This window comes from Pelagibacterium luteolum (genome assembly GCF_900100665.1).
GTDB lineage: Bacteria > Pseudomonadota > Alphaproteobacteria > Rhizobiales > Devosiaceae > Pelagibacterium > Pelagibacterium luteolum.
The window spans coordinates 1-18352 of the sequence record NZ_FNCS01000003.1 but is presented as its reverse complement, the minus strand read 5'-3'; the positions used below and the strand labels follow the sequence as shown (position 1 = coordinate 18352).

At 61.7% G+C, this 18352-nt stretch carries 21 protein-coding genes; 8 read left to right on the top strand and 13 right to left on the bottom strand.

Annotated features, from left to right (window positions below):
* Genes arsH through BLR31_RS06590 form a run of 5 tightly spaced genes read right to left on the bottom strand, consistent with a single transcriptional unit; the run spans position 1 to position 3055 of the window.
* A complete protein-coding gene (arsH, locus tag BLR31_RS06610) occupies positions 1 to 720 on the bottom strand; it encodes an arsenical resistance protein ArsH (protein WP_090593840.1) in 720 nt (239 codons plus the stop codon).
* Positions 713 to 1132, bottom strand: a complete 420-nt coding sequence (gene arsC, locus BLR31_RS06605; protein ID WP_090593837.1) for an arsenate reductase (glutaredoxin) — start codon at positions 1130 to 1132, stop codon at positions 713 to 715. The genes arsH and arsC overlap by 8 nt, the downstream gene beginning before the upstream one ends.
* Before the next feature lie 9 nt (positions 1133 to 1141).
* The gene (arsB, locus tag BLR31_RS06600) at positions 1142 to 2200 is read right to left on the bottom strand and encodes an ACR3 family arsenite efflux transporter (RefSeq protein ID WP_090593835.1); all 1059 of its coding nucleotides are present in this window, start codon (positions 2198 to 2200) and stop codon (positions 1142 to 1144) included.
* A gap of 5 nt (positions 2201 to 2205) precedes the next feature.
* Positions 2206 to 2706 (bottom strand): arsenate reductase ArsC, encoded by a 501-nt coding sequence (locus BLR31_RS06595; protein ID WP_090593832.1) that lies wholly within the window; start codon positions 2704 to 2706, stop codon positions 2206 to 2208.
* Complete coding sequence (locus BLR31_RS06590) at positions 2699 to 3055, bottom strand: ArsR/SmtB family transcription factor (RefSeq protein WP_090593829.1); 357 nt, start codon at positions 3053 to 3055, stop codon at positions 2699 to 2701. The genes BLR31_RS06595 and BLR31_RS06590 overlap by 8 nt, the downstream gene beginning before the upstream one ends.
* A gap of 554 nt (positions 3056 to 3609) precedes the next feature.
* Between BLR31_RS06590 and BLR31_RS06585 the strand changes: the two genes are divergently transcribed.
* Positions 3610 to 3918: a hypothetical protein gene (locus tag BLR31_RS06585; protein WP_143009335.1), complete on the top strand. Its 309-nt coding sequence runs from the start codon at positions 3610 to 3612 to the stop codon at positions 3916 to 3918.
* A gap of 196 nt (positions 3919 to 4114) precedes the next feature.
* On the top strand, positions 4115 to 4453 hold the full coding sequence (locus BLR31_RS06580; RefSeq protein ID WP_143009334.1) for a hypothetical protein: 339 nt from the start codon (positions 4115 to 4117) through the stop codon (positions 4451 to 4453).
* A gap of 69 nt (positions 4454 to 4522) precedes the next feature.
* On the opposite strand, the gene BLR31_RS06575 is transcribed toward BLR31_RS06580, so the two are convergent.
* A complete protein-coding gene (locus BLR31_RS06575; RefSeq protein ID WP_090593819.1) occupies positions 4523 to 5545 on the bottom strand; it encodes a YcjF family protein in 1023 nt (340 codons plus the stop codon).
* The gene (locus BLR31_RS06570) at positions 5542 to 6999 is read right to left on the bottom strand and encodes a YcjX family GTP-binding protein (protein ID WP_090593814.1); all 1458 of its coding nucleotides are present in this window, start codon (positions 6997 to 6999) and stop codon (positions 5542 to 5544) included. The genes BLR31_RS06575 and BLR31_RS06570 overlap by 4 nt, the downstream gene beginning before the upstream one ends.
* A gap of 474 nt (positions 7000 to 7473) precedes the next feature.
* Here BLR31_RS06570 and BLR31_RS06565 point away from each other — a divergent pair, with 474 nt between their 5' ends.
* Positions 7474 to 7707, top strand: coding sequence for a BrnA antitoxin family protein (locus tag BLR31_RS06565; RefSeq protein ID WP_090593808.1), 234 nt, complete (start codon positions 7474 to 7476; stop codon positions 7705 to 7707).
* A gap of 371 nt (positions 7708 to 8078) precedes the next feature.
* Here BLR31_RS06565 and BLR31_RS06560 read toward each other — a convergent pair whose 3' ends face one another.
* Together BLR31_RS06560 and BLR31_RS06555 are read right to left on the bottom strand one after the other, a co-directional pair.
* Complete coding sequence (locus BLR31_RS06560) at positions 8079 to 8999, bottom strand: homoserine O-succinyltransferase (RefSeq protein ID WP_090593805.1); 921 nt, start codon at positions 8997 to 8999, stop codon at positions 8079 to 8081.
* A 61-nt stretch (positions 9000 to 9060) separates the two neighbouring features.
* Positions 9061 to 9942, bottom strand: a complete 882-nt coding sequence (locus BLR31_RS06555; protein ID WP_090593802.1) for an ATPase — start codon at positions 9940 to 9942, stop codon at positions 9061 to 9063.
* 247 nt (positions 9943 to 10189) lie between these two features.
* On the opposite strand from BLR31_RS06555, the gene BLR31_RS21350 reads away from it, so the two are divergent.
* The 5 genes from BLR31_RS21350 to BLR31_RS06530 all read left to right on the top strand — a co-directional run bounded on the left by BLR31_RS21350 (position 10190) and on the right by BLR31_RS06530 (position 16076).
* Positions 10190 to 10417 (top strand): hypothetical protein, encoded by a 228-nt coding sequence (locus BLR31_RS21350; RefSeq protein ID WP_176762555.1) that lies wholly within the window; start codon positions 10190 to 10192, stop codon positions 10415 to 10417.
* Between the two features lie 289 nt (positions 10418 to 10706).
* Positions 10707 to 12320, top strand: a complete 1614-nt coding sequence (locus BLR31_RS06545; protein WP_090593796.1) for a flagellar hook protein FlgE — start codon at positions 10707 to 10709, stop codon at positions 12318 to 12320.
* Positions 12321 to 12496: 176 nt separating this feature from the next.
* The gene (gene flgK, locus BLR31_RS06540) at positions 12497 to 14326 is read left to right on the top strand and encodes a flagellar hook-associated protein FlgK (RefSeq protein ID WP_176762554.1); all 1830 of its coding nucleotides are present in this window, start codon (positions 12497 to 12499) and stop codon (positions 14324 to 14326) included.
* Between the two features lie 10 nt (positions 14327 to 14336).
* On the top strand, positions 14337 to 15830 hold the full coding sequence (locus tag BLR31_RS06535) for a hypothetical protein (protein WP_090593790.1): 1494 nt from the start codon (positions 14337 to 14339) through the stop codon (positions 15828 to 15830).
* Between the two features lie 18 nt (positions 15831 to 15848).
* On the top strand, positions 15849 to 16076 hold the full coding sequence (locus BLR31_RS06530) for a hypothetical protein (protein WP_090593787.1): 228 nt from the start codon (positions 15849 to 15851) through the stop codon (positions 16074 to 16076).
* 185 nt (positions 16077 to 16261) lie between these two features.
* On the opposite strand, the gene flaF is transcribed toward BLR31_RS06530, so the two are convergent.
* The 4 genes from flaF to BLR31_RS06510 all read right to left on the bottom strand — a co-directional run.
* Positions 16262 to 16630, bottom strand: coding sequence for a flagellar biosynthesis regulator FlaF (gene flaF / locus BLR31_RS06525; RefSeq protein WP_090593783.1), 369 nt, complete (start codon positions 16628 to 16630; stop codon positions 16262 to 16264).
* Positions 16581 to 17006 (bottom strand): flagellar biosynthesis repressor FlbT, encoded by a 426-nt coding sequence (gene flbT / locus BLR31_RS06520; protein WP_090593780.1) that lies wholly within the window; start codon positions 17004 to 17006, stop codon positions 16581 to 16583. The genes flaF and flbT overlap by 50 nt, the downstream gene beginning before the upstream one ends.
* A 104-nt stretch (positions 17007 to 17110) precedes the next feature.
* Entirely contained in the window at positions 17111 to 18067 is a 957-nt protein-coding gene (locus BLR31_RS06515) for a flagellin (RefSeq protein ID WP_143009332.1), read from the bottom strand.
* The coding region (locus BLR31_RS06510) for a transposase (RefSeq protein WP_143009331.1) at positions 18025 to 18352 on the bottom strand (328 nt) is incomplete at its 5' end. The genes BLR31_RS06510 and BLR31_RS06515, both read right to left, overlap by 43 nt.

Here is an 18352-nt window from a genome sequence, read left to right as displayed (position 1 = left end):
TCAGATCGTTTTCTGATTGACCCGCTTGCTCAGCGCCTCGGCGGCTTCGACGCGTTCGGAGTAGCGGTCGGTGAGATAGTCGGCGCGGTCGCGGGTCAGGAGGGTGAATTTAATCAGCTCTTCCATGACGTCGACGATGCGGTTGTAGAAGGGCGAAGGGCGCATGCGACCGGCCTCGTCGAACTCGTTGAAGGCCTTTGGGACAGACGACTGGTTGGGGATGGTGATCATCCGCATCCAGCGGCCGAGAATGCGCAACTGGTTGACGGCGTTGAAGGACTGGCTGCCGCCATTGACCTGCATGACGGCAAGCGTGCGCCCTTGTGTGGGGCGGATGCTGCCCATGGCGAGGGGAATCCAGTCGATCTGGGATTTCATGACGCCGGTCATGGCGCCGTGGCGCTCGGGCGAGCACCAGACCATGCCTTCGGACCATTGTGCCAACTCACGCAGTTCGGCGACCTTGGGATGATCCTTGGGCGCGCCGTCGGGGAGTGGCAGGCCCTCGGGGTTGAAGATGCGGGTTTCGGCGCCAAAGCGGCGCAGGATGCGGGCGGCCTCAAAGGTGGCGAAGCGCGAGTAGGAGCGTTCGCGCAGGGACCCGTAGAGCAACAGGATGCGCGGGGCGTGGGTTTTGCGATCGGGGGTGAAGAGGGCGGCCTCATTGACCGGGCGGAAGTGGTCTTCGGCGAGGGCGGGGAAGGTGTCGATGTCAGACAAGGCGCTTGCCTTCTGAATTTATGATGACTTCGCCGTCTTCCTTGGTGAAGGGGCCGATGTCGGGATTGGGGAGAATGTCGAGGACGACTTCGGACGGGCGGCACTGGCGAACGCCCTTCTCGGTCACGACGAAGGGGCGGTTGATGAGGATGGGGTGGGCCAGCATGGCGTCGAGCAATTGCGCGTCGGTCGTTGTGGGGGCGTCGAGGCCAAGATCGGTGTAGGGTGCTTCTTTCCTGCGCATGGCGTCGCGGACCGTTAGGCCGGATTTTGCGATGAGATCGATGAGGGTTTCGCGGCTCGGAGGGGTCGTGAGGTACTCGATGATCGCGGGCTCCTCGCCCGATTGGCGGATCATGGCGAGGGTGTTGCGCGAGGTGCCGCAATCGGGGTTGTGGTAGATGGTGATCATGGCGGGGCCTTACGAAAAATGGTGACGGGTGCGGTTGGCGAGGGCAACCAGCGAGAGCATCACCGGTACTTCCACGAGAACGCCGACGACGGTTGCGAGCGCGGCGCCTGAATTGAGCCCGAAGAGCGAGATGGCGACTGCGACGGCGAGCTCGAAAAAGTTCGACGTGCCGATCAGCGCGCAGGGCGCGGCGATATTGAAGGGGATTTTCCACTTCCAGGCGGCCCAATAGGTGAGGCCGAAAATGCCATAGGACTGGATCAGCAGCGGAATGGCGATCAGGAGGATGACCAGCGGATTGGCGAGGATCGTTTCGCCCTGGAAGCCAAAGAGGAGGACCACGGTCGCCAGCAGGCCGAGGACGGAGGCGGGTTTTATGCGCGCCGTGAAGGCATCGATGCGGCCTGTGTCCCTCGATCCGCCAAGGATCAGTTGGCGGGTGATGGCGCCGGCAACGAGCGGGATTATGATGTAGAGCCCGACCGAGAGCAGGAGGGTTTCCCACGGCACGGTGATTTCGGTGAGGCCGAGGAGGATCGCGACGATGGGCGCGAAGGCGACCACCATGATGGCGTCGTTCACCGAGACCTGAACGAGGGTGTAATTGGGATCGCCCTTGGTCAGTTGCGACCAGACGAAGACCATCGCGGTGCAGGGCGCGGCGCCGAGGAGGATGAGGCCGGCAATATATTGCTGGGCGTCGGCGGGGTCGATCAGCGGGGCGAAGAGAAAATTGAAGAACAGGACGGCCAGCAGGGCCATTGTGAATGGCTTGATGAGCCAGTTGACCGCCAGGGTGAGGATCAGGCCTTTGGGCTGGCGCCCGACCTGGCCGATGGCGGTGAAATCTACGGCGACCATCATCGGGTAGACCATGGCCCAGATCAGCACGGCGACGACGAAATTGACCGAAGCGTATTCCAGCCCGGCGAGGGCGGCGAACAGGCCCGGGGCGAGATTGCCTAGTGCGATGCCGGCAATGATGCAGGCAGCGACCCAGACGGACAGCCATTTTTCGAAAAAGCCTATGCCGCCCGCCGGAGCGGGTGCGGTGGTGTCGGTGGTCATGGGGTCTAGTCTTTCGTCTGGCCGATGGCGTCGAGGCGGGATTTCAGCGCGAGCCGGTCGAGGCTCTTGAGCGGCAGCGCGAGGAGGAGAGAGATACGGGTGGAGAGCTGGCGCGTTGCCTCTGCGAAGGCGAGGTGTTTTTCGGCGTCTGTCCCCTCGGCCGCGGCAGGATCGGGAATGCCCCAATGGGCGGTCATGGGATGGCCGGGCCAGATCGGGCAGGCCTCATTGGCGGCGCTGTCGCAGACGGTGAAGATGAAATCGAACTCGGGCGCGCCGGGCCCCGCAAATTCGTCCCAGCTTTTCGAGCGGGCGAAATCGGTATCGATGCCGAGGCCGCGCAGCAGATCGAGTGTGTAGGGGTGAACGTCGCCCCTGGGCTGGCTGCCGGCGGAATACGCCTTGAAGCGGCCCTGTCCGTCGCGGTTGAGCAAGGCTTCGGCGATGATCGAACGGGCGGAATTGCCGGTGCACAGGAAGAGGGCGTTATAGACAGGATCAGTCACAGCAGGCCTCGGCGCTCGGTTGCAGGCAGGAGAGATTGGCAATCAGCGGCGCGCAGACTTCGGGGCGGCCACCGCAACAGTCTTCGAGAAGGAAAGCGACCAGATCGCCGGCGGTCGCAAAGCTGGCGGCGTAGCGAATGACGCGCCCGTCGCGCTCTGAGGCGATGAGGCCGGCGCGGGTGAGTGCGGCAAGGTGAGTCGAGACGGTGTTCTGCCGCCCATCGACCGCATCGGCGATCTCGCCTGCGGGCATGCCCTTGGGGCCGGCCTTGATCAACAGCCGGAAGATCGCCAGCCGGGTTGGCTGGGACAAGGCGGCGAAAGCGTCGAGAGCAGCGTTTGTATCCATATATCGAGAAATATCGATATGTAGGTGAGAGGGCAAGCAGATTTTTTGTGGCGGTGGCGGAGGGGGCGGGTCAGATGGGTGTGTCTGGCGTTGCTGGTGGGCAGTCGATATGTCTGGAGTGAGGGGGGCGCAGGAGGGATAGGAGATAAGTATTCACGTGCCAGACGGCGCATGGCTGGGGCCCGGAGATAAATCCCGGAATGACGCCGGTGTGGTGAGGGCCGGGCAGTTGAGGACGGGTGATATGGGCGAAGGTGGTGGCGCATACCCGCGCGTGGTGTAAGGAGGCATGTCTGGGGAAAGGCGGGGTGGCGCAGTATGAGGGTGGATGATGGTGGCTGGCTCCCCATTGGGCAGCACAGATCGGAAGGCGATCAGCAAGCTTGAAAATCACATATGTTAGTCAAACTTGAATTATTGGGGTTTTTCGAAACCGATTTGGGTGGCGAGCCATTTACTGGGCGAAGCAGCGCCGGGAGATGAAGTCTTCTCCATAGAGCGCTGTGAGGGAGGCGCAGCCCTTGCGCCCGGTCTAAAAAGACATGGAGATAAAAATGAAACGCACCGCTCTTTTCGCTTCGATTGCTCTCACTGCTGGTCTGGCCGCTCCTGCGTTCGCTCAGGAAATCGCTGGCACGACCGTCAGCGCAGAAGACTGGCCGGCCGTTGAGGCCTATTGCTCCGATCTCGGTGATCTGAACAACCCTGAGGCCTCCGAGAATGAGCCCTCCGCAACTCAGGAACTCGCGACGACCTCTATCGACCTCAGCCTTCTGACACGTGACGATTGTGTTGAAGCGGGCCTGGTTGAAGGTGGTCCGGATGCGGGCGTGACGATGGAGTCCCCGACCGTTCCTAACTAATTCGGGATACTTCTATAAGTTTAAGGGCAGCGCATTAGCGCTGCCCTTTTGTTGGGCAATGAATTCCGTGTTCCTTGGAAACCTTATCAAGGGCAATGCGTTTTGTACGAGGCGCGGTTTTTCTGCGTCGACAATCGTTGGACTGCCGCGCCTGTGAAATGTCAAAAAATCGGCATTTGGGTCAATGGAGACCAACATGAAACCTAGTGTGTTCTTCGCATCACTTGTCTTTGCATCTGGCCTCACGGCGCCAGTTCTTTCTGCGGAAATTGGCGGTATCAACGTGAGTGCGCATGATTGGGCCTATGTCCAGGATTATTGTGCGACCCTGGAGGCCGACGGCATCGCCGATGCTGCCGCCGAAGAGCCCTCGACACCAGCGGAGTTGTCGACCCCGACGATCGAGCTCCGCAGCATAACATACGCGGACTGTCAGGCTGCAGGCCTTATCGCCGGCGCGCCCATGACGATGGGCAGCACGCTGACCAATGGTGGGCCAATGCAGGTTCAGCTTCTTCACGAAGACGACGACTGACGCGGTGTTCTCCCGGAGCCGTGAAAACGGCTTCGGGTTGTTCGTACAACCTCTACCGATTGCGCCAATCTATCTCTGCTTGGGATCGGCGGCGAGTTTGACGAGGTCGGGGAGGAAGTCGGAGACGACAGGGGACTTCTGGGTGGCGAAGGGCAGCGGGCGGACCACCTTCATTGCAGCGATGCCGACGCGGACGGTCATCAGGCCGTTGAGGACGCCTTCGCCGAGGCGGGCCGAGAGTTTCGCGGCAACGCCATGGCCGACCAGCTGTTCGACGACGCCATCGGTGAGCACGAGGCCGCCAGTGACGGCGAGGTGCGCGAGAATGGCGCCCACGAGGCGAAAAAAGCCGAAAAGGCCCGGGCGGGCGCCGTAGAGATCGGCGATGTTGCGGGCGAGGCGGAAACTTTCGAAAATCACAAAAGCGATATCGATCAAAGCGCGCGGTGCCACGGCGGTGACGAGCGCGACGCGGCGGGCGCTGGACGCTGTAAGCGCGCGGGCGCGGGCATCGAGCGGGGCCATGAGGGCGCGCTCGGCGGTTTTGATTAGCTCGGCGCCGTCGAGGATGGATTTTGCGTCGGTGGCGAGATTGTCGCGGGCGCGGGCGAGATCGGCGCGGGTGGAATAAATCGACTGGAGTTCGGCTTCGATCTTTTGGGCCGCCGCGAGGTCATCGGCCAAAAGCGCTGACGAGGCTCGGTCGCGGAGTTTGTCCAGGGTGCGCAGGCGGGCGAGGCCGATCAGCTCGCGGAAAACGAGGACGGTGAGCGCGAGGACGAACACGGCGAGGGCGGCGAGACCGACCCAGCCGAGCCAGGAATAGGCTGCGAAGAGATCGCGGATCAGCCGGTCGGCGGCGAGGCCAAGGCCGAGGGAGATGAGTGTGCCGCCCGTCCAGAGCGCGAGATTGCGCCAGAAGCGGCCGAGGCGTTTCGGGGCGGGGGCGATGTCGGTGTCCGCCAGTTCGGCCGGCGTTGCTTCGAAAACGTCGGGCGCTTCCTCGACGATCGCTGCGTTAAAAGCGCGGGGGCTACGCGGCGCCTCGGCTGGCGCTGTAGGGCGTATGGGCATCGCGCGGGGCTCTCTCATTGCATCTTATCCCCGATGAGGAAATCGAGCGCGCGATCGAGCCGGATGTGCGGAAAGACCGGATCGCCTGTTTGGCTGGGCGAAAGGATTTTCGGCGGCAGGAAGCGCAGAAAATTGAGTTGAGGTGTCGATTCATGTGTCTTGAACAATGAATCCGGATTTTCAGGCAAGTCGCCGGGAAACAACGCGATTTCGGTTTTTCCGTCATAGACGGTGTCGCCGAGGCGCTGGCCTTCTTCCGGGGTGCCGATGATGGTGTGCAAGGTCTCGCCGTTGTCCTTGATCGCGCCCTCGCGGGTGGCGCGGATGGCGGCGATGGCGAGGGGGCGGGTTTCGGTGCCCGAAAAATGCGCGCGGCGGGCCGCGCTGGCCACGAGGCGGTTGAGAATGGCTTCGAGCCTTGTGTGCGAGGTGTGGTGGAGCAGATCGGCCTTGGTGGCGGCAAAGAGGATCTTGTCGATGCGGCGGGTGAGGAGCCGCGAAATGGGGTTCGAGGTGCCCTGGCGGAAGCAGGAGAGCACGGCAGTGAGCGCGGTTTCGAGATCGGCGACGGCTTCGGGGCCGGCGTTCAGCGCGCGCAGAGCATCGACGAGGACGATCTGGCGATCCAGCCGGGCGAAGTGGTCGCGAAAGAACGGGCGGACGACGACGGATTTATAGGCTTCGTAGCGGCGCTCGAGCATGGCGTAAAGGCTGGAATGACGCAGCGTCGAGACGGGATCAGGCAGGGGCGCGAAGGTGAGCGCGGGCGAGCCTTCGAGATCGCCGGGCATGAGGAAGCGACCCGGCGGCAGGGTGGACAGGGCCCGGGCATCGCCTTTGGACGCGCGCAGATATTGCGTGAAGGCGGCGGCGAGGGTTTCGGCGGTGACGTCGTCGGCCTCGCGTGAGGGGTCGAGGGAGGCGAGGGCGTCGAGAAAGGGTTTTGCTTCGGCTTCGCGGGCAGGGCGGCGGGCGAGGGCCAGGGCCTCGGCGCTCCATTCGGCATAGGTTTTGGTGAGCAGGGGTAGATCGAGCAGCCATTCGCCGGGGTAATCGACGATGTCGAGATTGAGCGTCTGCGTGCCGAATTGCGCTTTGAGCCAGTTGTTTGACTGATAGCGCAGGGTGAGGCGAAGCTGGGAAATGCGGCGCGTACTCTCGGGCCAGACCGGGGGCGATCCGGTGAGGGCGGCGAGGTGGTTTTCGTAGGCAAAGCGCGGAGTGGCGTTGTCGGGGTGTTCGGCAAGGCGGGCGCCGATCAGCCGGCCCTCGGCCATGGGGACAAAGCCTGGAAGGCGGGCGCCGGTCAAGAGATTATGGATCAGCGCGGTGATGAAAATGGTTTTCCCGGCGCGCGACAGGCCGGTGACGCCGAGGCGAAGCGTGGGGGTTATCGTGCCGGTGGCGGCGTCCGCGAGATTGCCGAGCGCAATGCCCAGTTCGTCGGTGAGGGTTGTCGGCAGGCTGGGCAAGGGGGGACTCCGCGTTCGCCGAGAAAATAGGGGGTGGGTTAGGGAATGTGAAGGGCGCGGGCGCGGTATTTGGAATTGGGGGAGGACGAATGGCTGCGTGGCGGTGGGGAGTTCCTATTTTGTTCTTGACGCCACTTGCGGTGGTGGCTAGCTTTTGCATGTGCTGTGGAGCGGCACCGAGGTCGCGGCGTTTGGGGGTGATCGAGAGGGAGGTCTGACGGGCCGCTGGGACCGTGAGGTGCGGCGGGGAGGACTTGTGAGGCGTACGCACCGGGTTGACGGGCTTTGGTGCGCGGGGCAGGCTGACATTGCTGGGACCATCGGATATGGCTGGGGCTAGCCGGGGCCCGGCCGCGGAAGCAGCGTGACGCCGATTGGTTTGATCTAGACTGCTGCGGCGCCGGCCCGAGGTTCGCGGACGTTCGACGAACGCGTTGAGAGCTGAATTCCATCTTGCAAAGTAGGGGGACCTATATGGCCCATTCGCCACGTCGACCAACCAGCGGCAAGGAACGTGCCGAGGCGCTGTTCAAAGCAGCGACGACCAAGCCCGAGGCGCCGAAGACGAAGACCAATGTCATTCCGACCGGGAAAGAGCAGGTGTCGCTGCGCATCGATCGCGATGTGCTCGAGCATTTTCAGGATGACGGGCCGGGATGGCAGGATCGGATCAATGCGGCGCTGAGGGTGGCGGCGGGACTGGAGTGAGAGGCGGGCGACTGGGGCTGTTGCACTGCTTAGGTCTGTGGCGCTGGTGAAGAGGCGGCACGCGACATATTCGGAGCATAATGGGTCCCGGGTCTTCGCCCGGGATGACGGGGTGGGTTTGGCGCGCGCTGGGTATTGGCGCGAGCGGGGTGCCTGGGCGTCGCTCTGCGCAAGGCGGCGCGGCTGAGTGGGATGTGCGGCGTCGGGCAGGCGCCTGCTGCCCGGCATTTCTTAAGATTTTTTTGGGCGGATCGCCGCGGCGCCCGTATTCGGCGGGCACCGCGGACCCGATGGACTTCAGAGCATACTTGGTTCCGGGTCTTCGCCCCGGATGCCGAGATGGGTTCGGCGCGCGGGCGGCTTATTTTGCACTACCACTCGCCTGTCCCGACCTTGTTCAGGTCATAGGGGGTGGTCTGGTAGATTTCGTTGATCCAGTTCTGGAACAAGAGATGGGCGTGGCTGCGCCAGCGGTTTTCGGGGTCGATGGAGGTGTCGCCATTTGGGAACAGGTTTGCGGGCGGTTCGGGATTGAGGCCGGCGCTCAGGTCGCGGTGGTATTCGTCGGCCAGTGAGCGATTGTCGTATTCGAGATGGTTGAGCATGTAGGCCGCGCGGTATTTGCGATCTTCGAGCATGCAGATGCCGACCTCGTCATTGTCGATGAGGATGTCGAGATCGCCAGGTATGCTCGTGCGGTCGATGTCGTTGTAGCGCGAGACCGGCACCATGGGGCTGTCGCTCATGCCACGGAGCAGCGGGGAGCGGCGGTTCACGAGGCGGTGGCGATAGACGCCGAACGCCTTTGTGGGCATGCGGAAGCGTCTTACGCCATGGAAATGGTGCAATGCGGCCTGGGCGCCCCAGCAGATGAACATCGTGTGGTGGACGTTGGTCTGCGTCCAATCCATGATTTCGAGCATTTCGGGCCAATAGCGCACGTCCTCGAAGGGCATGTGGGCGATCGGCGCGCCGGTGACGACAAAGCCGTCGAACTTCTTTTCGCGAACCTCTTCCCAAGTCGAATAGAAGGACTGGAGATAGTCTTCGGGCGTATTTTTCGACTGGTGGTCGGAGACCCGGACGAGCGTCAGGTCGATCTGCAGCGGGCTCGAGGCGATAAGGCGCGCGAACTGGGTTTCGGTCCGCTCCTTGTTGGGCATCAGATTGAGCAGGCCAAATTGCAGCGGACGGATATCCTGGCGCGCTGCGCGGGTGGAATCCATGACCGCCACGCCCTCGTTTTCGAGGGTGATACGGGCGGGGAGCTGGTCGGGAATGCGAATGGGCATGAAGATGCTCCTTTAGAGCAAGCCTATATAAGTCTGAAACTCGATAAAGCGGAGAGGGCGTTCAGCTTTTTGCGGCCACCACCGAGCGTGCGGCGATGGCCCGGCACATGAGCTCCATGAAGTCTTTTTCATCGCGCACGTCAGAGAGTTCGGTGGCGTCGATCGCATAGCCGAAATTGTCGGCGAGGGCCTGATAGCGGGGCAGGCGGTCGCGCAGGAGGGCCTCGAAACCCCAGACGGCAAAGGCGTCGGGATCGACGTCGTCGTCATGGGTAACGCCGTTGATCGATTTGAACTCGTCCCATTTGCCGATGAGAAAATCGGGGGGGTAGTACATCGGCTTGGGGTTGGATTTGAAACGATCGATGAGGCGCTGGGCATCGTTTTCGGTGCCGCGCAGATAGAGAAGGGTCGTGTTATCCGCCAACGCCTTGACGACGGGGTCGTTCGGGTTGTGGGGATCGAGGACCTCGATCAGCGAGCCGCCGGTGTCGCAGAGGAAATCGTCATAGCCGTAAAGCGCCTTGGCGCGCTCGATGAAATAGGGGACGTCGAGCAGGGCGTAGATTTCGGCGACGCGGTGCTGTTCCTGGCGGCGCTGGTATTCCGCAAAGGTGAGGCCGCCCTTGGCGGGATTGCCCGGGGTGCCGAGATAGGTCGAGAGCGGCTCGAGATTGTCGAAGCTGAGATTGGACTGGATGGAGATCGAGTCCGAGCGCAGGAGTTCGGCGAGGAACGGGACCTTCATCGCCTCGCGCTTGAAATTGTCGACGATGAATTCGCCCATGTGGCGCGTGCCGATACGGAAATCGACCGAGAAGTGAAACCAGTCGGCGCGGCGCAATATGTTGCCCAGCCGCGTCTTGCCCACCCCGGCCATGCCAAACACGGTCACCGCCTTGCGGGGGCTGGAGCGGAATTCGGCGGCGGAGGCAAAGAGCATGGGCGGGCCTGCGGTGGGTCGGGCGTTACGTCTCCCGCCTGCATAAATTCATATGGGGTGGGCGTCCAGTGGGCAGCGGTGGATCGGGGCGCCTTGGGGTGCCCATTTGGTGGAGGGGTGCGGTCGATGGAGCCGCAGATGCGGAGGATACTGGGTCCCGGGTCAAGCCCGGGATGACGGTGGTGGGTTGGGCGGTTTGGATGGAGAGGCGGGCGCGGGAGGTGCTGGGTCGCGGGGCGCGTCCGGGGTGGCGGTTGTGGGGGAGGTCGGCGTTGGGGCTGGTGGGTTGGTGGCCGTGCTTCTGGCGGCGCTGCGCTGGGTCCTCGGGTCGAGCCCGAGGATGACGGTGGGGTTGGGCGGCGGTTTGGATGGAGAGGCGGGCGCGGAGGGTGGTGGGTCGCGGGGCGCGTCCGGGGTGGCGTTTGTGGGTGAGGTCGGCATTGGGGCTGGTGGGTTGGTGGCGCTGTGGATGTAGGAGCGTGCGCGGCGGGTGCTGGGTCGCAGGTCGCGTCCGTTGGTTGGTGGGCGCAACAAGGGGGCTTAGAGGGCGCGGAGGTGAGGGGTGTGATGCCGGCTGGGTATGGTTGGGCAGAAGGGCACAAATTGCCGGGTGGGGGGTGAAAGATTCCGGGTGGGCGGGGTCGGAGGATCGGGCGCTGATTGTAAAGCGTAACAGTTTCAAAGCATTGGGGTTTTGGCATTGTCCTTGCTTTGGTGTTGCCGAAGGGGCGCGTGCTCGGCGTGCCGAAGTAATGGAGTGATCAATGGGTATCTATGGGGCATTGGCGACGGCAGTGACCGGGATGGCGGCGCAGTCGTTTGCGTTGGAGAACATCTCGGGCAATATCGCGAACTCGCAGACCACCGGCTACAAGCGCATGGAGACCGGGTTTATCGACCTGATCCCGGACGCTGCAGTCGGGCGGCAGGTGCCGGGTGCGGTGCTGGGATATTCGCGTTCGACCAATGACGTGCGCGGCGACATCGTCACTTCGCCCACGGGTACGCACGTCGCGCTCAACGGGTCGGGGTATTTCGTCGTTGCCGAAAAGACCGGGACCTCGGATGGCGCGGCGGTATTCGGGCAGGCGCAGTATTATTCGCGGCGCGGCGATTTCGAGATGGATAGCGAAGGCTATCTGCGCAACGGCGCCGGCTATTATCTGATGGGTGTGCCGATCGATTCCTCGACCGGTAACGTTTCGGGCTCGGTGCCCCAGATGATCAAGGTGTCCAACGGGTTGATCGGGGCCGAGGCGACCGGGCGGATCAAATATGAGCTGAACCTGCCGGCCGAACCCGCAAGCGGTCTGTCAGCGGATTTTGCGACCGTTTTGTCGAACGCAGATCAGCTCGATGGCGATTCCGAGCTGGCCGCCGATCTCGGGTGGACAGCAGGCGACACGTTCGCCATGACCATCAATGGAACAACCCATACGTTTACCGAAGGTACTGACGGCACGACGCTGGACGATCTGATTGCCTGGGTGAACAACACTGGCGCTGCCAATGCGCGGCTGGACGAAGCCGGGCGCCTGGCGGTATCGCCGATCGACGCCGACTACGCGATCACGCTCTCGGGCGATGGCGCAACGCAGATGTACACGACGCTGACGGCGGCGGCGCCCCCGCCGGTGCATCTGAACGCGTCCCAGTTCGTCAACCGCTCTGTGGAGGGTGGCGCGATCACCGTCTATGCCGCGAACGGCGCGTCGGTGAACGTCCAGATGCGCTGGGGCAAGCTTTCGGGCGAGCCGGACACCTGGCAGCTCTACTACATGGATAAGTCGCAGCCGCAGTCGTGGACGCCGGTGCCGAACGCGGAATTCGAGTTCGATGATGGCGTGCTGTCGCGGCACAACGGGAGCACAGTTTCGCTCGAAGACACGCTGGTGATTCAGATCCCCGGGCTGTCTGTGAACGGAACGGTGGTCGGCGATGTCGAGATCGATCTGGGCGCCGGTGGGCTGACCCAGTTCGACAACGCCAATGGTCGCGCTTCGGTCTCGACGTTGACCCAGGACGGGTATCCGGCAGGGTCGTTCATGTCCGTCGCGGTCAATGACAGCGGGCGCGTGGTTGCGACCTATTCGAACGGCAAGCAGATCGAGCTGTTCCAGATCGTGACCGCCAATTTCAATGCCGAAAACCAGCTCAAGCGGCTCGATGGCGGCGTCTACAGTTCGACAGCAGAGTCGGGCGAGGCGATCATCTCGATCGATGGTGGCATGACCGGCGGGGCGCTCGAGACGTCAAACACCGACATCTCGGAAGAGTTCACCAAGCTGATCGTTACCCAGCAGGCCTACTCCGCCGGCACCCGCATCGTCTCGACGGCGGATGAAATGATGCAAGAAGCCTTGAACATGATGAGGTAATGGCCGCCCGGCCGGTGAAGGCGGGCTGCAAATGAGCGTTTCCTGCGCTTCCGGTGCTCACGTACCCAAATGTACGCTCCGCTCCGGTTCTCGGAAACACTCATTTTCGCTCCACCTTGATCGGCCTTCCTCAGTGCATGGGGCACTGGATTGATGACGAAGCTGGAGTTCTTGCGATGGGATTGAGTTCGACACTCTCGAATGCACTGGGGGGCATGACGGCCAGCCAGCGGGGCATCGATGTGGTTTCGCGCAACATCGCGAACCAGGGGACGCCGGGCTATCATCGCCAGTCGATCGTCATCGAGGAAACAGCCTACGGCACGAGCGCGCAGGTGCGGGCTTCGACGCTGTCGCGCGCCTTTTCCGAGGCGCTGGAAAAGCAGCACCTCGTCGCTGTGTCGCAGACCTCCTATCACGATGTGCGGGCAAGCTTTCTCGACCGGCTGCAGATGCATCTGGGCCAACCGGGCGACACCAATTCGCTCGATACGCTCTATGCAGGGTTCGAGAATGCGCTGCAGTCGCTGGCGACCAATCCCAATGACGTGACGACCCGGGCCGGCGTGCTCAACGCGGCCCAGCAGCTGGCCGAGCAACTGAACGGGCTGACCGGCGCCGTGCAGGAAATGCGGCGCGAGGCGGAAAGCCAGATTTCCAACGGAGTGGCCGAACTCAACCGGCAGCTGACCCAGCTTGCCGATATCAACACGCGCATCCTCGACCTCTCGCAGGACCAGACGGCGCGGTTGAGCCTGATGGACGAGCGCGACAGGCTGGTCGGCGCGATCTCGGAAAAGATCGACGTGCGGACCACCTATCGGCAGGACGGTACCGTCGCGCTGATGACCGAGAGCGGTGTCGGCATTCTCGACGTCGAGCCTTCGCAGTTCGGCTTCAAATCGGGCGGGGCGCTGAACTCGAACGCGCTCTTCGACAGCGATCCGGCCAAGAGCGGGGTGGGGCAGTTGACGCTGCGCACGCCTTCGGGGCTCGAGGTCGATCTGGCGAGCCAGAACCTGATTTCGTCGGGTCGCCTGGCCGGCCTGATCGAATTGCGCGACAAGACGCTTGTCGATACGCAGAACCAGCTCGACGAAATTGCCGCGGCGCTGGCGCAGGCGATGAATACCGTGGTGACCGAAGGCAGCGAGACGACCGAGGGTAGCGGTGTTTTCGAACTCGACCTGGCCGGCATGAAGGCGGGGAATTCCCTGTCGCTCAGCTATGGCAACCAGAACGTGCGCGTCGTGGCTGTCGGCGATGCATCGACGCTGCCGCTCAAATCGCCCAGCGCGACGGGCGAGCGGGTGATCGGGGTCGATATTTCGGGCGGCGATCCCGCTGCGGCCATCGCTGCTGCGCTGGGTGCAGATCCGCAGCTTTCGGCACGGTTCAATTTTTCCAGCGCGGGTAGCGAACTTTCCGTCGAGAACGGGACGGGGACGGTATCGTCGCTTGTGTCGCGGATCACCGCAGGCGCTGGCGGGGATGCCTCGGGCGCACTGAACCTGTTCGTCGATACGCACGGCGCGGCGTTCACCAACAGCCTCGACGGCAATGGGCAGAAGGTCGGGTTTGCCGGGCGGATATCAGTGAACCCTGCGCTGATCCTGAACAATGGCGGTCTTGTTCAATATGCGGACGGCGTTTCGATGGGCGATGCGACGCGCCCGCAGCACCTGCTCGACAGCCTGAAATCGATGAGCTTTACCTCCGAAAAGATGACGGACCTTCGCGATGGCGGCGTTCGGCTTTCGGGCAAGGTATCGGAACTCGTCGCCCAGATGATCAACCATCAGGGCAATGTGGTGTCACGGGCGGAAAGCCAAAATTCAGCCTCGCGGTTTACACTGGAGTCGATCACGACGCGGATGAGCGCCGAGTATGGGGTCAATGTCGACGAGGAAATGTCGCGGCTGATGCAATTGCAGAATGCCTATGCGGCGAGCGCCCGAGTGGTCTCGACCGTGCAGCAACTGATCGACTCGCTTTTGAGGATGTAGGGCTGAAGCCATGATCATCAATAAATCGATGTACCCTGTCTCGCGCGATCTGAGCGCCATCACTCAGATGCAAAAGCAGTTCGAGAGCCTTCAGCTGCAACTGGCGACCGGCAAGCGCTACAATACGCTGGCGGAGATGGGCGGCGACCGGGTGCACGAGCTCAATATCCGAGCGCGGCTGACACGGATCGAGGGGTTTCAGTCCAATATCCTTACCGTCGAAAACCGGATGAGCTTTTACACCAACGGGCTCGAACGACTGGACCAGATCGAAGCCGATGCGCGGGCGCTGGCGGTTCCCGGTGCTTATGGCACCGACGGGATCAACTTCGCCAATTCGCGCAACCAGGCAACGAATTTGCTCAAGGAAGTGATCGACGTTCTCAATACCGACATCACCGGGCAGTTCATTTTCGGCGGCAACAAGTCTGACACCAAGCCGGTTTCGAGCTTTGAAGAGATCATGAACGGTCCGAACGGCTTTCGGCAGTTCGTGGCGGATCGCAATGTTCTCGATGGCGCCACCTCGAGCGTTCCGGGGGTTGCGCCGACCGGCAACGTCACGGCGACGGCGACAGGCAGCCAGGTGGTCTTGGGTGAAGCGGACAATCCCGATGCAGGGATCAAGTTGACCAGCGTCGCGGTCAATCCTCCAGGCAGCATATCGGTGGTGCCGACGCCGGCCGATGTTTCCGATCCGGACGCTCCAGTCGGCGCAAGCTATGCAATGACTGTCGACGCGCAGCCCAGCCCGGGCGATACGGTGACGATCGGGATCACCTATCCCCACGATCGCGACACGATCAAATATGTGACGCTGAAAGCAGTGGCGGGGGATACCGATCCCTTGCCTGCGGGAAGCTTCAGGATCGGCGACACGCCAGAGTCGACGGCGGCAAATCTTGGTGCCGCGGTGACCGGGAAATTCGAGACCCTTGCCGCAACGGAGCTGAAATCATCATCGGCCTATGCGGCGGCGGATCGTTTCTTCAACGCGACCGGCGAGGCGCAGGATCCTAACGCGGCGGCGTGGTACAAGGGGCAGGATTCCACCAATCCGCGTCAGACGGTGACCGCGAATGTCGACGAGAACACCAAGGCGCATTATGGTGTTCAGGCCAATGAGAAGGGGTTCGTGGAGCTGATCAAGGGGCTGGCGGTGTTTGCGGTCTCCGATGATCTCAGCGCGCTCGACACGACCAATGCCGCGCGCTACGACGCGATGGTGGATATCCAGCGGGCGCGGCTTTCTGAGAGCAACAATTCCAAGCCGGGGTCGATCGAATTGATCACCATGGAACTGGGGCTGGCCTCGTCGACGATCAACACGGTGAAGCAGCGGCATACCCAGTATAACGCGCAGCTCCAGACCATGCTGTCCGATATCGCCACCGCGCCGCGCGAAGAGATCGCCATGATGCTTTTGACGCTGCAGACGCAATTGCAGGCGAGCTATCAGGCCACCGCGATGGCCAGCCAGTTGAGCCTGGTGAACTATCTGTAGGCAAGGCGGGGGCGTACGATGAGTCTCGTTGAGAACGAACGCACCAAGTTGACGGCCGGGTTCATGAACGCCGTTGCATCCGGGACTGTTACGGTATCTCTCGTCGGGCCACTGGTCGGCATTGCTCTGGGAACCATGCCCGAGCAGAACACTTGGAATGTCGTATCTCTGAGCTTACTTGGTATCGTGTCGGCGATCGTGCTACATTTGCTGGCACAACGCGTGCTTTCTCGATTGAGGGAATGAGATGGAAACTCTGGTTCTGTGGCTATGGATTCCCTTCGTCCTCGGCGCAATTGGCGTTTTCGGGCTCTACGTCACGCGCAACAATGGGCGACAGGATGGTCCGGCCGAATAGGCATTCCTAAAGCGCTTGAGAACAAAAAGCCCCGGTCGATGCCGGGGCTTTTTGTATGGAATGGCGCTGGCGGTCAGCTATTGGCGCCGCGGAGGCCAGCGGAGATCTGGCGATTGATGTTGATCAGGGCGTCGAGCTTTTCGGGGCGTGGGGCGGCCATCAACTCATAGGTCTGGCCCATGACGAAAATGCCGAGATTGGCGACGTTCTGGCGCACGGGGGCGGGCAGGGGATGATCGTCCTTGGTCACGGCGGAAACGAAGATCGACCAGACCTTGCGGTTCTTGTTGAGGACGCCGTCGAGCTCGTCCATGCGCTCGGGCCAAGTGTCACGAATCTGCTGGAGCTGGGAGGCAAAGCGAGCGAGTAGCGCGGCTTCGAGATTGCGGGGGCTAGCGGTCTGCTGAGCCGTCTTCTGATATGCGAGTGCCCCCTGATGCATGCGACAGCAGCTCCCCTTCGTATTCGATCAGTTTCTTTGCAGCCTTCAATGCTTTGTACAAATCGCCGGTTAATATCTCATTATTGATCTGGTCGATAATGGGGAGGGTTGATGGCGCTGCCTTGACCACGTCATTGATCAGGGAGAAGTAATTTGTCGTCAGTTTTTCGACATTTCCTTCCACGTACATGATCTGGATGGCCAGATAAACGGCCTTGGCCGGTGTGTCGGCGGTTGTGGGGGAGAGGATGTCCTTCTCGCGGAGGATGGGCGCCTTGCCGTCGATGAACAGGCGGGTGCGCTGGTCGGAATTGGTGATCACGCAATTGCCGACGAGCAGCTTTTCGCCGGGCTTGAGTTCGACCTTTAGTGCCATGATTCTTTCCCCGCAAATTCAGTGAATTATGGCCCGAGGGCCGGCAAATGAAAAGGGCGGCCCTTCTGGACCGCCCTTTCCGAAAATGATCGCTGTTCTTATTCTTAGAACAGACGCAGTACCGACTGATCCTGCTGCGAAGCCATCGACAGGGCTGTCGAGGACAGCTGCTGACGGGTCTGGAGGGCCAGAAGGTTGGCAGCTTCTTCGTTGGAGTCGGCGAGGGTCAGATTGGCCGCACCGGTTTGCAGGGTGTTGATCATGTTTTTGGTGAAGTCCTGGCGGTTCTGAACGACCGACAGGTTCGAGCCAAAAGCAGAAGACTGCGAACGAACATCATTGATGGCGCCCTTGATTTCCGACAAGAAGTCATCGATCGAGGAGTCATCATCCAACTGGGAGGCCTCGATTGTGGTCTGGATGCCCAGATTTGTCGAGTTGATCGTCTTGGCTTCTTTTGTCTGAATGTTGATTTCAGACGTGCCGGTTTCGTTGAACGTGATCTGTAGATTATCGCCACGCAGCAAGTTAATGCCGTTAAACGAAGCGTCATCGGCCAGTTTGTCGAGCTGATCGCGCAGTTCGTTGAACTGCTTGGCCAGGTCTGCACGGACCGTGTTACCTCCGATTTCGGCAGAACTTGTGCCTGCAGCTGTGGTTCCGTCAACGACATTGCCGGTGGTCGCGCCGCCGATGCTCAGGTCGCTCGTCGAAAGGTTTTCGATTCGGAGCTTGCCGTTGTCGTTTGAGGCACGGATTTTGCCGAAAAGTGCATTGTCCGTCTGATCTGCGTTTTTCGCCCGATTAATTTCGGTTACCAGCTCATCGACAGATTTTGCAACTGTTCCGTTGGCATTGACTGTTTCAGCGGCGCCGGCGGTTGCAGCTCCGAACAGAGCCGAGTCCGTTCCGGTGACGGCGATGGTGCCCGCACCTGCCTCGCGAGCAACGAAGCGAAGCTTGTCGGCATCCGCACCAGTTCCGATTTGGGCCGTTACACTGCTAGAGCGGAATCCTATCAGTCTGCATCGTATCCAGCGGCTGCAAAGTAGTTGGCGCACTCTTTGGGCGTGAAGGTTTGGACCAGTTTGCCAATTCTGTTCCAGAGCGCATCAACGGTTCGCTCTGCTGCTTTGCGAAGCATCGCCTTGAGTTTGGAGAAGGCGTTTTCGATCGGATTAAAGTTGGGGCTATAGGGCGGCAGGAACCTGAGTGATGCGCCCGCTGCCTCAATCAGTTCACGGGTCCGGGTTCCTTTGTGGCTGGAGAGGTTGTCCATGATCACGATGTCGCCGGGCCGCAACTCGGGCACCAGAACCTGCTCGACATAGGCTTCGAATGCGAGG

Excerpts from the sequence above, each read along its gene's own strand:
- arsC (WP_090593837.1), bottom strand. The coding sequence starts at position 1,132 with ATGATCACCATCTACCACAACCCCGATTGCGGCACCTCGCGCAACACC.
- arsB (WP_090593835.1), bottom strand. The coding sequence starts at position 2,200 with ATGACCACCGACACCACCGCACCCGCTCCGGCGGGCGGCATAGGCTTT.
- BLR31_RS06590 (WP_090593829.1), bottom strand. The coding sequence starts at position 3,055 with ATGGATACAAACGCTGCTCTCGACGCTTTCGCCGCCTTGTCCCAGCCA.
- BLR31_RS06585 (WP_143009335.1), top strand. The coding sequence starts at position 3,610 with ATGAAACGCACCGCTCTTTTCGCTTCGATTGCTCTCACTGCTGGTCTG.
- BLR31_RS06580 (WP_143009334.1), top strand. The coding sequence starts at position 4,115 with ATGAAACCTAGTGTGTTCTTCGCATCACTTGTCTTTGCATCTGGCCTC.
- BLR31_RS06575 (WP_090593819.1), bottom strand. The coding sequence starts at position 5,545 with ATGAGAGAGCCCCGCGCGATGCCCATACGCCCTACAGCGCCAGCCGAG.
- BLR31_RS06565 (WP_090593808.1), top strand. The coding sequence starts at position 7,474 with ATGGCCCATTCGCCACGTCGACCAACCAGCGGCAAGGAACGTGCCGAG.
- BLR31_RS06560 (WP_090593805.1), bottom strand. The coding sequence starts at position 8,999 with ATGCCCATTCGCATTCCCGACCAGCTCCCCGCCCGTATCACCCTCGAA.
- BLR31_RS06555 (WP_090593802.1), bottom strand. The coding sequence starts at position 9,942 with ATGCTCTTTGCCTCCGCCGCCGAATTCCGCTCCAGCCCCCGCAAGGCG.
- BLR31_RS06545 (WP_090593796.1), top strand. The coding sequence starts at position 10,707 with ATGGGTATCTATGGGGCATTGGCGACGGCAGTGACCGGGATGGCGGCG.
- flgK (WP_176762554.1), top strand. The coding sequence starts at position 12,497 with ATGGGATTGAGTTCGACACTCTCGAATGCACTGGGGGGCATGACGGCC.
- BLR31_RS06535 (WP_090593790.1), top strand. The coding sequence starts at position 14,337 with ATGATCATCAATAAATCGATGTACCCTGTCTCGCGCGATCTGAGCGCC.
- BLR31_RS06530 (WP_090593787.1), top strand. The coding sequence starts at position 15,849 with ATGAGTCTCGTTGAGAACGAACGCACCAAGTTGACGGCCGGGTTCATG.
- flaF (WP_090593783.1), bottom strand. The coding sequence starts at position 16,630 with ATGCATCAGGGGGCACTCGCATATCAGAAGACGGCTCAGCAGACCGCT.
- flbT (WP_090593780.1), bottom strand. The coding sequence starts at position 17,006 with ATGGCACTAAAGGTCGAACTCAAGCCCGGCGAAAAGCTGCTCGTCGGC.